A 13,754-nucleotide genomic window follows, 5' to 3' on the forward strand; every position below is an offset into this window, starting at 1 on the left:
CTCCGGGGGAGGCGCTGTGTGCACCAGTCGTTGCCAGGACCCCGATTTCTGCACACAGCGTCGAAGCGCCGGGCGCGCTCCGACGCGGCGTCACTTAGCGGGGTTAGGCTGCGGACCGTGCGGCAGTACCTCGATCTCCTCGACCACGTCCTGACCCACGGCCAGGAGAAGTCCGACCGGACCGGCACGGGCACCCTGAGCGTGTTCGGCCACCAGATGCGCTTCGACCTCGCCGACGGCTTCCCGGCGATGACGACGAAGAAGCTGCACCTGCGCTCGATCATCGGTGAGCTGCTCTGGTTCCTCCGCGGCGACACCAACGTGCGCTGGCTCCAGGAGCGCGGCATCTCGATCTGGGACGAGTGGGCCGACCCCGTCACCGGCGACCTCGGCCCCATCTACGGCTACCAGTGGCGCTCGTGGCCCACGCCCGACGGCCGCCGCGTCGACCAGATCGCCAAGGTCATCGAGCAGATCCGGACCAACCCCGACAGCCGGCGCCTCATCGTCTCGGCGTGGAACGTCGCCGACGTCGACGACATGGCCCTGCCGCCCTGCCACACGATGTTCCAGTTCTACGTCTCGCCGCCCGGGTCCGACGGTCGCCGGCGCCTCTCGTGCCAGCTCTACCAGCGCAGCGCCGACATCTTCCTCGGCGTGCCCTTCAACATCGCGAGCTACGCCCTGCTGACGCAGATGGTCGCACAGCTGACCGACCTCGAGCCCGGGGAGTTCGTGCACACCCTCGGCGACGCGCACCTCTACCTCAACCACCTCGACCAGGCGCGGCTGCAGCTGACCCGCACGCCGCACCCGCTGCCGACGATGCGCATCACGCCCGGCAAGACGAACATCGACGACTTCGACCTCGACGACTTCGAGCTCGTCGACTACGTCGCCGAGCCGGGCATCAAGGCACCCATCGCCGTCTGAACCGCGTCCGTCTGGGAGCCTTGGCGCCATGACGACTGCCTGGCCGAACGTGACCATGATCGCCGCGGTCGGGCGCAACGGGGTCATCGGGGACGGCCTGACCATGCCGTGGCACCTCTCGGAGGACCTCAAGTTCTTCAAGCGCACGACGATGGGCCACCCGATGGTCATGGGCCGGCGCACCTTCGACTCGATGGGCGCGCTGCCCGGTAGGCGCAGCATCGTCGTGACCAGGCAGCGTGACTGGGCCGCGCCCGGCGTCGAGGTCGCGCACTCGCTCGACGATGCGCTCGAGCTCGTCGCCGACGCCGAGCAGGTCTTCGTCGTCGGCGGGGGAGAGGTCTACCGCCAGGCGATGGCGTATGCCGCCCGCCTCCTCGTGACCGAGGTCGACCAGTCCCCGGACGGTTCCGTCACCTTCCCGCAGATCGACCCCGCCCACTGGACCGAGACGGCGCGCGACGAGCACCCCGGCTTCGCCTGGGTCACCTACGAGCGGCGCCGCTGACACGGCATACGCACGCAGCCCCAAAAAACATCGGTCCGGGCTGTAACGCCCGTCGACCGCCCGCGATGGAGGGGGTGGCGAGGCACTACTCGGACCCCCGAGCGAGTAGTGCCTCGCCTCTTGTATGCCCGTGACCGGCACGCTGGCGCGCCCGACGTGGGCGCGGCGCCGAGCGCGAGGCCCGGGCGCTAACCTTGGGCGCATGCCTGACGCACCCGCCCTCGGACGTGTCCTCTCGGCGATCGTCACGCCCATGCGGCCTGACGGTTCGATCGACTTCGACGCCGCCCAGCGGGTCGCGACGCACCTCGTCGACTCGGGGCACGACGGCCTCGTCGTCTCCGGCACGACCGGTGAGTCGCCCACGACCTCGGCGGACGAGAAGGACGAGCTGCTCCGCGCCGTCATCGGTGCTGTCGGGGACCGCTGCGTCATCATCGCCGGCGCCGGCAGCAACGACACCGCCAAGAGCATCGAGTCGGTGCGCCTGGCCCAGAAGGCCGGCGCGGACGCTGTCCTGGCCGTCACGCCGTACTACAACAAGCCACCGCAGGCCGGGCTCGTCGCCCACTTCACGGCGCTCGCCGACGCCAGCGACCTGCCCGTCATGGTCTACGACATCCCGGGCCGCTCGGGCATCGCCATCGCCCGCGAGACCTACCTGCGCATCGCCGAGCACGACCGCATCACCGCGGTCAAGGACGCCCGCGGCGACCTCTGGTTCGCCGGCGAGATGATGCAGGAGACCGGCCTCGACTGGTACTCCGGCGACGACGCGATGAACCTCGCGCACTTCGTCAACGGCGCCGTCGGATTCGTCGGCGTCACCTCCCAGGTCGCGCCCGGTGCCTACCGCGAGATGGCCGACGCCGTCGTCGCGGGGCGCTGGGACGATGCCCGCGCGGTGCACCGTCGCCTCGTCCCGCTCGTCAATGCCGTCATGAACGTCACCCAGGGCGCGATCATGGCCAAGGCCGGCCTGGCCGCCCAGGGACTCATCGACTCGCCGGCCGTGCGGCTGCCGCTCGTGCCCGCGGACGAGGTGCAGACCAGGCTCGTGCGCGAGGCGATCGCCGCGGTCCCGGCGCCCCCGACGGTCGGGTGACCGCCCCATGACCTCCGACCGGAGCCCTCGACGGCCCGGCAGCACCACCGAATGACAGGACACCTGTGAGCCATCCGCACCCCGAGCTGACCACGCCCCCAGCCCTCCCCGCCAACGGCCTGCGGGTCGTCGCACTCGGTGGGCTCGGCGAGGTCGGACGCAACATGGCCGTGCTCGAGACGAAGGGCAAGCTCCTCGTCATCGACTGCGGCGTGCTCTTCCCCGAGGACCACCACCCCGGTGTCGACCTCATCCTCCCGGACTTCAGCTACATCGCCGACCGGCTCGACGACATCGTGGCCATCGTCCTCACGCACGGCCACGAGGACCACATCGGCGCGGTGCCCTACCTGCTCAAGCTCAAGGGCGACATCCCGATCATCGGCTCCACGCTGACCCTCGCCCTCATCGAGGCCAAGCTCAAGGAGCACCGCATCCGGCCCTACACCATGGCCGTGAAGGAGGGGCAGCGCGAGAAGCTCGGCGTCTTCGACCTCGAGTTCGTCGCCGTCAACCACTCGATCCCCGACGCGCTCGCCGTCTTCGTGCGCACCGAGGCCGGCACCCTGCTGCACACCGGCGACTTCAAGATGGACCAGCTGCCCCTGGACGGACGCCTGACCGACCTCCGCGCCTTCGCCCGGCTCGGCGAGGAGGGTGTCGACCTCTTCCTCACCGACTCGACGAACGCCGACGTCCCCGGCTTCACGACGCCCGAGCTCGAGATCGCGCCCGCCATAGACAAGGTCTTCCGCCACGCCGAGCGCCGGATCATCGTCGCCTGCTTCAGCAGCCACGTGCACCGCGTCCAGCAGGTGCTCGACGCGGCTGAGAAGGCCGGCCGCAAGGTGGCCATGGTGGGGCGCTCGATGGTGCGCAACATGGGCATCGCGGCCGAGCTCGGCTACCTCAGGGTGCCCGACGGCATCCTCGTCGACATCAAGAAGATCGACAGCCTGCGCGACGACGAGCTCGTCCTCATCTGCACCGGCTCCCAGGGCGAGCCGATGGCGGCCCTGTCGCGGATGGCCAACCGCGAGCACCGCATCGACGTCGGCCCCGGCGACACGGTGCTGCTGGCGAGCAGCCTCATCCCCGGCAACGAGAACGCCGTCTACCGCATCATCAACGGCCTGATGCGCCTCGGCGCCACCGTCGTGCACAAGGGCAACGCCAAGGTGCACGTCTCTGGCCACGCCAGCGCCGGCGAGCTGCTCTACTGCTACAACATCGTCAAGCCGCGCAACGTGCTCCCGGTCCACGGCGAGTGGCGGCACATGTACGCCAACGCCCAGCTCGCCATCGCCTCCGGCGTCCACGAGGACAACGTCGTGCTGGCCGAGGACGGCGTCGTCGTCGACCTCGTCGACGGACAGGCGTCGGTCGTCGGTGTCGTCGAGTGCGGCTACGTCTACGTCGACGGCAGCAGCGTGGGCGGCGCCGACGAGGCCCTCCTGAAGGACCGCCGCATCCTGCGCGACGAGGGCTTCATCACCTGTGTCGTCGTGCTCGACGCGGCCACCGGCAAGATCGCGAGCGGCCCGGAGATCACGGCCCGCGGGTTCGTCGAGGACGACGAGGTCTTCCAGCAGGTCATCCCCAAGGTCGAGCGGGCCATCGAGGAGGCCGTCGCCAAGGGGGTCCGCGACGACCAGCAGCTCCAGCAGGTCATCCGCCGCGCGGTCGGCTCCTGGGTCGGGGGCAAGATCCGCCGCCGCCCGATGATCATCCCGGTCGTGCTGCAGGCCTGAGGTGACGGTGCAGGAGGTCGACGGGGGGACCGCACGCGCCGACGCGCACCGCGCGGACCGCGCCCCACAGGGCGACACGCCGGGCTCCTCGCGCGGCGGCCGGCACGAGTTCCCCGGCCGCCGGGGTCGTCGGCTCTGGCTCGACGTCGTCATCGGGGTCCTGCTGCTCGTGCTCGTCGCGGTCGGGGCGCTGCGCTGGTACGACTCGACGGCATACCTCGTCGTCGTGCTCCAGACGGCAGGGCCGTTCGTCGTCGTCGGCCTGGGACTGCTCGCCGTCGCGACCCTGGTGCTGCGCCGGTGGCGGATGCTGATCCCTGTCGTCGTCGCGTTCGTCGTCGCTGCGACGGTCGCGGCGCCCGCCTTCCGGGCGACCTCCTCCCCGAAGGCCAGCCGCGACCTCACGGTCATGTCGGCGAACACGTGGATCGGTTCCGCCAACGCCGGGCAGCTCATGGACGCCGTGCGGTTCCACGACGTCGACGTCCTCGTCGTCACGGAGGCGACGCCCGCGATCATGCGACGGCTCGACGCCGAGGGTGCGAGCGACTACTTCACCCATCGCGAGGGGATCGCGCGGGCCAGCACGTTCACCGGGACGATGATCCTGTCGCGCTACCCGCTCTCGGTGCGCAACCCCGGCACCGACGCGGCGGTCGAGGCCACGCAGAGCGTGCAGCCCGAGGTCGACGTCACGGCGCCGGAGGGCACGGTGCGGCTCAAGGCCGCGCACCCCACGGCGCCGCTCCAGGGCGACACCGCCCAGTGGCGCGCGGGGCTGAGCGCTCTCCAGGCGTGGAAGGAGCACCTCGCCGGCGACCAGCCTGTCGTCATGGCGGGCGACTTCAACGCGAGCTTCGGTCACCCCGGTTTCCGTGACCTTGCGGAGGGACTTGACGACGCCCAGCGCACCGACGGTCAGGGCTGGGTGCGCACCTGGCCCTTCGCGGGCAACCGGTTGCCGCCGTTCGTGCAGCTCGACCACCTGCTGAGCCGGCGCCTGACGGTCGTCGCGGCCGGCCAGGTGGCGTTCAACCGGGCCGACCACGCGGCCGTGTGGGCGAGCTACCACCTGCCGGCGCGCTGACGCGCCGACGCGCGACATGGGGCCAGCCGCACCCGCCGGGGGTCACCAGGGACGGGCGACCTCGACGTCGCGCGGGTCGGTGCCCTCGACCGTCCAGCTGCCACCGGTGCGGGTCCACACCGCGCCGGTGCCGTGCTCGACCAGCCGGGCGACGGCGGCGACGAGCCGCTCGACGCCCTCGAGGGTGCTGCCGAGGCCGATGCTCGCGCGGACGGCCGTGGCCGGGCGCTCGCCCCACGGGTCCTCGAGGAGCTCGTCGACGAGCAGGTGGGCGCAGAACTTGCCGTCGCGCACGCCGATGCCGTGCTCGACGGAGAGCGCCTGCGAGACGAGGGAGGAGTCCCAGCCCTCGACGGTGAAGGCGACGACGCCGACGCGGTCGCTGTCGTCGCCGAAGATCGAGAGGACCTCGACACCGGCCACCTCGTCGAGCCCGGTGCGCAGCCGGTCAAGCAGGCGGGACTCGTGCTCCTCGATGGCCTCGCGGTGGCGGGCGATGGTCGAGCACGCCGCCGCGAGGGCGATCGCGCCGAGGACGTTGGGGCTGCCGCCCTCGTGGCGCGCCGGGCCGGTCGCCCAGGTCGTGCCGTCCTCGGTCACCGACCGGGTCGCGCCACCGCCGAGCAGGTAGGGGTGCCCGGCGTCGAGCCAGTCGGCGCGCCCGGCGAGCACCCCCGCGCCGTAGGGGGCATACGTCTTGTGGCCCGAGAACGCGACGTAGTCGGCGTCCCACGCGGCGAGGTCGATGGTGCGGTGCGCCGACAGCTGGGCCGCGTCGACGGCGATCCGGGCACCGTGCCCGTGGGCGAGGGCGGCGAGACGCTCGACGGGCCACACCTCGCCGGTGACGTTGGACGCCGCGGCGACGACGACGAGGCGGTGGCGCGACGGGTGGTCCGTCAACGCCTCCTCGAGCAGGAGGTGCGCGTCCTCGACGGTCTGCGGGACGGGGAGGCGCACCGTGCGGAAGCGCCCCCACGGCAGCAGCGTCGAGTGGTGCTCGGTGCCGAAGACGAAGACCGTCGTGCGACTCGGCAGCGCCTTGCTGAGCAGCGCCCACGAGTCCGTCGTCGAGCGGGTGAAGACGACCGAGTCGCTCTCCCGGGCGCCGACGAACGCCGCGACCTCCTCGCGGGCCTGCTCGTACCACGCGCTCGTCAGCCGTGAGGCGAAGCCCGCGCCGCGGTGCACGGAGGAGTAGGTCTCGAGCGCGCGGTTGACGGCCGCCTTGACCGTCTCGAGCGCGGGCGTCGAGGCGGCGTGGTCGAGGTTGGCGTATGCCGCGTCGCCGTGGAGCGTCGGGACACGCAGCCCCGCGCCGACGACGGTGGGCAGCGTGCGCGCCTCGGGCACGACGTGCAGCGCACGGCTGCGCACGACCGGTGCCGACGTCCCGCCACAGGGCGAGGACGCCGGGTGAGCGGCGGGGTGGGAAGAGGGACGGGTCGAGGACAGGACCGACATGCCAGTGCTCCTGGGTCATGGGACCCACCCGGTGCGGGTCCGCGCTTGCCGACCTCGATCGCACGTTCGGACCGAGGGTGGCCTGGTCGTCACCCGGAGCACCCCACCGCGGAGGAGGGTTGCTGGCCAGCGAGCCGGGGCTTGTCACTGGCACTCATGACCTGGCAAGGACGATAGGGGCCGCACCAGCCGTCTGTCCACCAGTCGGTACCGGGATGTCGCGATCTGAGACGACATCCGAGGCGCGGCCGGGCGGCGACCCACGCGAGCCACGCACTCGGCATACGGAAGCTCTCGTCGAACCCCGCAGACCGGCCACCGCTGTTGCGCGTGTGACGCGTGAGTTCAGCAGCGCCTTGACGTACGGTGCCACCATGGCGTCACGTCCGTCCAGCAGCCAGCGCTCGAGCACCACCGCGGCCACACGCGCCAAGGGGTCCTCGGGCGGTGCCACGTCGCGCCCGCCCGCAGCCCGCTCGACCCGGCCCGCGCAGCGCAAGCCCGCCGCCCGCAAACCGGCCGCCAAGGCCGCGTCCAAGGCCCGGGGCGGTGGCCTGCCCTTCCCGCTCGGCGCGATGCGCAACACGTGGATGGGCGTCTCGCACCTGGCCGGGGGAGCGGTGCGTCGCGTGGGCCACAGCGCCGCGGACCTCGAGCCGGAGCACCGCCGCGACGGCATCGGCTTCGCCCTCATCGCGCTGGCCGTCGTCGTCGCCGCCCGCGAATGGTGGGGCGTCTCCGGCACCTTCGGCGACGTCGTGCACGCGGTCTTCGCCGGCACCTTCGGTCGCGTGGCGTATGCCGTGCCGCTCGTCCTGATCGCCCTCGGCCTGCGCATGCTGCGCGCCCCCCAGGACGACGCCGCCACCAACCGCGTCGTCGTCGGCACCATCGCGCTGACCTTCGCCGCGTGCGGCCTGTCGCACCTCGCCGACGGCATCCCCAACCCGCCCGACGGCGCCGACGGCATGCGTGCCGCCGGCGGCATCCTCGGCTTCCTCGCGTCGAGCCCGCTCGCCGCGGCCGTCTCCACCTACGGTGCGGTCGTCCTGCTCATCATGCTCGGCCTCTTCGGCCTGCTCGTCGTCACGGCCACCCCGGTCAACATGATCCCGACCCGGATGCGTCAGCTCCGGGCCCTCGTCATCGACCGGGGCCACGAGGACGACCAGCACGACGACGCCGACGATGCCCCGGCGGCCGCCGTCAAGCGCGCCCGCCGCAAGCCCGTGGACCTGTCCGAGCGCGACGGCGACGAGGCCTTCCGCCAGGCAGCCCAGAAGGCCCTCGAGGACGAGGGCGCCACGGGGCCGCGCCCCGGCGAGAAGCGCGCGACCCCGCCCGGCCTGCTGGCGCCGCGCCCCGGCGGCGAGAGGAGCGGCGACAAGGGCCGCGAGAAGGTCATCGACGCGACGGACCCGAAGACCCTCGGCGCCCCCGACACGAGCAAGATCGGCCCCAAGGCCGAGCTCATCCCGCCGCCCATGTCGGAGCTGCCGGCGCGGGTCGAGCAGCTGAGCCTCGGCGGCGACATCACCTACCGGTTGCCCGACCCGGCGATGCTGACGCCAGGCCCGGCGCACAAGACGCGCAGCGAGACCAACGACCGCGTCGTCGAGTCCCTGACCAACGTCTTCGACCAGTTCGACATCGACGCCGCCGTCACGGGCTTCACGCGCGGCCCGACGGTCACGCGCTACGAGGTCGAGCTCGGCTCGGGCACCAAGGTCGAGCGCGTCACCGCCCTGTCGAAGAACATCGCGTATGCCGTCGCCTCGGCCGACGTCCGCATCCTCAGTCCCATCCCCGGCAAGTCCGCCATCGGGATCGAGATCCCGAACCTCGACCGCGAGAACGTCTCGCTCGGCGACGTGCTGCGCAGCCACACGGCGCGCGGCAACGAGCACCCGATGGTCATGGGTGTGGGCAAGGACGTCGAGGGCGCCTACGTCATCGCCAACCTCGCCAAGATGCCGCACCTGCTCGTCGCCGGTGCGACCGGCTCCGGCAAGTCGAGCTTCGTCAACTCGATGATCACCTCGATCCTCATGCGCGCCACGCCTGAAGAGGTGCGCCTCATCCTTGTGGACCCGAAGCGCGTCGAGCTCACGGCATACGAAGGCATCCCGCACCTCATCACCCCGATCATCACGAACCCGAAGAAGGCTGCCGAGGCGCTCGCCTGGGTCGTCAAGGAGATGGACCAGCGCTACGACGACCTCGCGGCGTTCGGGTTCAAGCACGTCGACGACTTCAACAAGGCGGTCCGCGCGGGCAAGGTCAAGCCGCTGCCGGGGTCCGAGCGCCAGATCACGACCTACCCCTACCTGCTCGTCGTCGTCGACGAGCTCGCCGACCTCATGATGGTCGCCCCGCGCGACGTCGAGGAGTCGGTGGTGCGCATCACGCAGCTCGCGCGAGCCGCCGGCATCCACCTCGTCCTCGCGACGCAGCGCCCGTCGGTCGACGTCGTCACCGGCCTGATCAAGGCCAACGTGCCCTCGCGCATGGCGTTCGCGACCTCGTCCCTGGCGGACTCCCGCGTCGTGCTCGACCAGCCCGGCGCCGAGAAGCTCATCGGCCAGGGTGACGCGCTCTTCCTGCCGATGGGCGCGAGCAAGCCGATGCGTGTGCAGGGCGCCTGGGTCAACGAGTCCGAGATCCACGAGGTCGTCAAGTTCGTCACGACCCAGCTCAAGCCCAACTACGTCGAGAACGTCACCGTCGCAGCCCCGAAGAAGCAGATCGACGACGACATCGGCGACGACCTCGACGTGCTGCTCCAGGCCACCGAGCTCGTCGTCACGACCCAGTTCGGGTCGACCTCGATGCTCCAGCGCAAGCTGCGTGTCGGCTTTGCCAAGGCCGGCCGGCTCATGGACCTGCTCGAGTCGCGCGGCGTCGTCGGCCCGAGCGAGGGCTCCAAGGCGCGTGACGTGCTCGTGCGCCCGGACGACCTCGAGCAGACGCTCGCGCTGCTGCGCGGCGACGACGTGCCGCACCCCAACGAGCCCGTCGACGTCGACGACCTCGATGACCTCATCGAGCCCGCGGAGCCGTATGCCGCCCCGCCCGTCGACGTGGAGCCGCCGGAGGTCTCGGCGCAGTATGCCGACGACGCCGAGCCGGACGCTGCGCCCCAGCGGACGGCCGCCCTCGTCGCGCAGCGCGGCGAGCAGCGCCTCGGTGACGACGAGACGACGGCCGTGCCCACGGCCCGGTGGACCCCGGGTGACATGACGCGCACGGTCGACGAGGACGACGAGGAGTCCGAGGACGCCTGGAACCTCACCGACCGCGGCGGCCGCGAGCGCTACTGACCCCCACCTTCAACCGTCGAGAGGCCACGAATGGTCGCCTCCCAACGGTCGAGGGGCCACGAATGGTCGCCTCCCAACCGTTGGCGACTCGCCCGATGTGGCGCGGATCAGCCGTGACAAGGCGGCGACACGTGGCCTCTCGACGGGGGCGAGGCGGCCACATGTGGCCTCTCGACGGTCGGGGTTGAAGCGGCCACACGTGGCCTCTCGACGGTCGGGGTTGAGTGGGTCAGGGGTTGAAGCGGTAGCCGAGGCCGGGCTCGGTGAGCAGGTGGCGCGGGCTGGCCGGGTCGGGCTCGAGCTTACGGCGCAGCTGGTTGGCGTAGACGCGGAGATAGTTCGACTCTCGCCCGTAGGACGGACCCCAGACGGCGCGGAGCAGGTCCTGCTGCTGGACGAGGTGCCCGGGCTCCCGGCACAGCGCCTCGAGCAGGCGCCACTCCGTCGGCGTGAGCCGGACGTCCTCACCGGCGACCGTCGCGCGCCGCTCGGCGAAGTCGAGGGTGAAGTGGCCGGTGACGACCGGCGCGAGGTGCCGACCGAGGTCGCTGCCGCGCCGCACGGCAGCCCGCACCCGGGCCAGCAGCTCCTCGACACCGAAGGGCTTCGTCACGTAGTCGTCTGCACCGAGGTCGAGGGCCTCGATCTTGTCGTCGGACTCGTGGCGGGCAGACAGGACGATGACGGGCACGACCGACGCGGCGCGGATGCGGCGCAGCACCTCGGTGCCGTCGAGGTCGGGCAGCCCGAGGTCGAGGATGACGACGTCGGGCGCGTCCTCCGCCACCGACTGCACCGCGGTGCGGCCGTCAGAGGCGGTCACGACCTCGTTGCCGTGCGCCCGCAGGGCGATCGACAGCGTGCGCTGCAGCCGTGGGTCGTCGTCGACGACGAGTACTCGGGTCACGTCTCCTCCTCCTGAGCGGCCTGGGGGGCGGGCGCGAGCGGCAGCTCGATGAGCATGGTGAGGCCACCTCCCGGGGTGTCCTCGGCCACGAGGGAGCCCCCCATGACGTTCATGAGTCCGCGGGCGACGGCCAGCCCGAGGCCGAGTCCGTCGCCCTGCGGGGCGTCACCGGCCCGCTGGAAGGCAGCGAAGATCCGCTCCTTGTCGGCATCACCGACCCCAGGGCCCCGGTCGATGACGCGCAGCTGCACCGTGTCTGCGATGCGCCCCGCCGTGAGGCGCACCTCGGCGTCGCCGCTGTGCCTCAGGGCGTTCTCGACGACATTGGCGAGCACCCGGTCGAGCAGGCCGAGGTCGGCGCGGACCAGGGGCAGGTCCGCCTCGAGGTCGACCTCGACGCGGTCCGGCTCGGACGTCGTGCGCACCGTGGAGACGACGGCATCGAGCACGTCGACGGAGTGGTGGTGGGGGCGCACCGCCCCCGTCTCCAGCCGGGAGAGGTCGAGGAGGTTGCCGATGAGGGCGTCGAGGCGATCGGCGCTCTCCTCGATCGACTCGAGCAGCTCGGCCTCGTCCTCCGGAGTCAGGTCGAGGCCGGACTGACGCAGGGTGGACACGCCGGCCTTGATGCTCGAGAGCGGAGTGCGCAGGTCGTGCGAGACGGCCGCGAGCAGGGTCGTGCGGGCGGCGTTGTCGCGGGCCAGTCCGGCGGCCTCGCGTGCGGCTCGAACGAGCTGTTCGCGTCCGTGCAGGATGGCGGCGTGGGCCGCGTAGGCACCGACGACGCGCTGGTCCTCGGCAGCAACGGGCGGTCCGTCGAGCAGCAGGTGCACGCCGTCATCGACGGTGACATCGAGCGCCCACGTCGTCGCGGCCGGCACGGTGCTGCCAGCCGGCAGGAGCGGGTCCGTCGAGGCGACGACCGTCGACGGCCGGTCCTCGCCCGACTCGGTGAGAACGGCGGACCGCATCCCGAGGTCGTCCCGAGCGTGCTCGAGCAGTGCCGGCAGGGGGCGGGGCTCGGCCAGCAGGTCACGGCTCATCGCCGCGAGGGCCGCCGACTCGCGCTCGGCCGAGATCGCCTGCTCGGTCCGTCGGGCGGCGACGTTGACGACCGAGGAGACCGCCATCGCCACCAGGACGAAGACGGCGAGCGCCAGCGCGTTCGGTGCGTCGCTGATGGTCAGGGTGCCCCGGGGCTCGGTGAAGAACCAGTTGACGACGAGCGAGCCGACGACGGCGCAGAAGAGCGCGGGCCAGATGCCGCCGACGAGGGCACAGGCCACGGTCAGTGCGAGGTAGAGCAGCAGGTCCAGCGACAGGGTGTGGCCCCCGCGCGTCGCGACGAGCGCCGCGGTCATGGCCACGAGGGCGACGACGGCCAGCAGCAGCCCGCCGAGGACACGACGTCTGGGCAGGCCGGCGGCTCGTGCGCTGCGGCGACCGACCTTTGAGCCCTCGTGCGGGACGAGGTGGACGTCGATGTCGCCGGAGCGGTCCGCGACCTCGGAGGCGATGCTCGGTCGCAGGATCTGCTGCCAACGGCTGCGGCGGCTGACCCCGACGACGATCTGCGTGGCGTTGACGCCGCGGGCATGGTCGAGGATCGCCTCGGCCACGTCGGGGCCCGAGACGTTCTGGAACTCGGCGCCGAGGTCGCCCGCCAGCCTGCGGAGGCGCGCGAGCGCTGCCGGGTCGGTGGAGGCCAGGCCTTCTGCCGACTGGACGTGGCAGGCGATGAGGTCGCCGCCGGCTGCCCGGGTCGCGATGCGGGCGCCGCGCCGGAGCAGCGTCTCGCTGCCGGCGCCCCCGGTCAGCGCGACGACGATCCGCTCGCGGGCCGGCCACTGGTCGCTGATGCCCTGGTCGGCCCGGTAGCGCTCGAGGGCCTCGTCGACGCGGTCGGCGAGCCACAGGAGCGCGATCTCGCGCAGGGCCGAGAGGTTGCCGACGCGGAAGTAGTTGGCCAGGGCGGCGTCGACCTGGTCGGGTCCGTAGATGTTGCCGTGCGCCATCCGGCGGCGCAGGGCCTCGGGTGACATGTCGACGACCTGGACCTGGTCCGCCCGCCGCACGACCTCGTCGGGCACCGTCTCGTGCTGCCGTATGCCGGTGATCGACTCGACGACGTCGTTGAGCGACTCGAGGTGCTGGATGTTCACCGTCGAGATGACGTCGATGCCCGCCTCGAGGATCTGCTCGACGTCCTGCCAGCGCTTCTCGTGTCGCCCCACAGGGTGGACCTCGCCCTCCTCGCCCGCGCCGAGCCCGTCGCCGAGCCCGTCGCCGAGCCCGTCGCTGAGCCCGTCGCTGAGCCCGTCGCCGAGCCCGTCGCCGAGCCCGTCGCCGAGCCCGTCGCCGAGCCCGGTGGCTTCGGGCACGTTCGTGTGGGCGAGCTCGTCGACGAGCACCACGTGGGGACGGCGGGCCAGGACCGCGTCGACGTCGAGCTCGGTCAGGGTGGTTCCGCGGTAGGTCACCTGGCGACGCCGCAGCACCTCGAGGCCGTCGAGCAGCGCAGCGGTGTGCGGCCGTCCGTGCGTCTCGACGTAGCCCACGACGACGTCGGTGCCACGGTCGAGGCGACGGTGGGCCTCATCGAGCATCGCGACGGTCTTGCCCACTCCCGGCGCCGCACCGAGGTAGATCCGCAGCGAGCCTCGCCCCATGTCGCGATCC

9 protein-coding genes and 1 riboswitch are annotated in these 13,754 nt (G+C 72.0%); of the genes, 6 read left to right on the forward strand and 3 right to left on the reverse strand.

Translation table 11 applies throughout. The annotated features are described in order from the left end of the window. Positions 1-117 precede the first annotated feature (117 nt). From AB4030_RS09885 to AB4030_RS09905, 5 genes are all read left to right on the forward strand, one after another. Positions 118-933 (forward strand): thymidylate synthase, encoded by an 816-nt coding sequence (locus AB4030_RS09885; protein ID WP_442279040.1) that lies wholly within the window; start codon positions 118-120, stop codon positions 931-933. 28 nt (positions 934-961) lie between these two features. Then, on the forward strand, positions 962-1,441 hold the full coding sequence (locus AB4030_RS09890; protein WP_442279041.1) for a dihydrofolate reductase: 480 nt from the start codon (positions 962-964) through the stop codon (positions 1,439-1,441). A 202-nt stretch (positions 1,442-1,643) separates the two neighbouring features. Continuing rightward, the gene (gene dapA / locus AB4030_RS09895) at positions 1,644-2,546 is read left to right on the forward strand and encodes a 4-hydroxy-tetrahydrodipicolinate synthase (protein WP_442279042.1); all 903 of its coding nucleotides are present in this window, start codon (positions 1,644-1,646) and stop codon (positions 2,544-2,546) included. Between the two features lie 65 nt (positions 2,547-2,611). After that, positions 2,612-4,297 (forward strand): ribonuclease J, encoded by a 1,686-nt coding sequence (locus tag AB4030_RS09900; protein ID WP_442279043.1) that lies wholly within the window; start codon positions 2,612-2,614, stop codon positions 4,295-4,297. 1 nt (position 4,298) lies between these two features. Then, positions 4,299-5,384 carry an endonuclease/exonuclease/phosphatase family protein gene (locus AB4030_RS09905; RefSeq protein WP_442279044.1) on the forward strand — a complete coding sequence of 362 codons (1,086 nt, stop codon included), beginning with the start codon at positions 4,299-4,301 and terminating at the stop codon, positions 5,382-5,384. A 42-nt stretch (positions 5,385-5,426) separates the two neighbouring features. On the opposite strand, the gene AB4030_RS09910 is transcribed toward AB4030_RS09905, so the two are convergent. After that, positions 5,427-6,761, reverse strand: coding sequence for an aminotransferase class V-fold PLP-dependent enzyme (locus tag AB4030_RS09910; protein ID WP_442279045.1), 1,335 nt, complete (start codon positions 6,759-6,761; stop codon positions 5,427-5,429). Between the two features lie 123 nt (positions 6,762-6,884). Then, positions 6,885-7,010, reverse strand: a riboswitch (SAM riboswitch). A gap of 212 nt (positions 7,011-7,222) precedes the next feature. Here AB4030_RS09910 and AB4030_RS09915 point away from each other — a divergent pair. Next, positions 7,223-10,168: a DNA translocase FtsK 4TM domain-containing protein gene (locus AB4030_RS09915; protein ID WP_442279046.1), complete on the forward strand. Its 2,946-nt coding sequence runs from the start codon at positions 7,223-7,225 to the stop codon at positions 10,166-10,168. A gap of 229 nt (positions 10,169-10,397) precedes the next feature. On the opposite strand, the gene AB4030_RS09920 is transcribed toward AB4030_RS09915, so the two are convergent. Both AB4030_RS09920 and AB4030_RS09925 read right to left on the reverse strand, forming a co-directional pair. Beyond that, positions 10,398-11,075 (reverse strand): response regulator, encoded by a 678-nt coding sequence (locus AB4030_RS09920; RefSeq protein WP_442279047.1) that lies wholly within the window; start codon positions 11,073-11,075, stop codon positions 10,398-10,400. After that, positions 11,072-13,744, reverse strand: coding sequence for a DUF4118 domain-containing protein (locus tag AB4030_RS09925; protein WP_442279048.1), 2,673 nt, complete (start codon positions 13,742-13,744; stop codon positions 11,072-11,074). Before AB4030_RS09925 ends, AB4030_RS09920 begins: the two co-directional genes overlap by 4 nt. Positions 13,745-13,754: the final 10 nt, after the last annotated feature.

Source organism: Terrabacter sp. 2YAF2 (assembly GCF_052114705.1).
Lineage (GTDB): Bacteria > Actinomycetota > Actinomycetes > Actinomycetales > Dermatophilaceae > Terrabacter.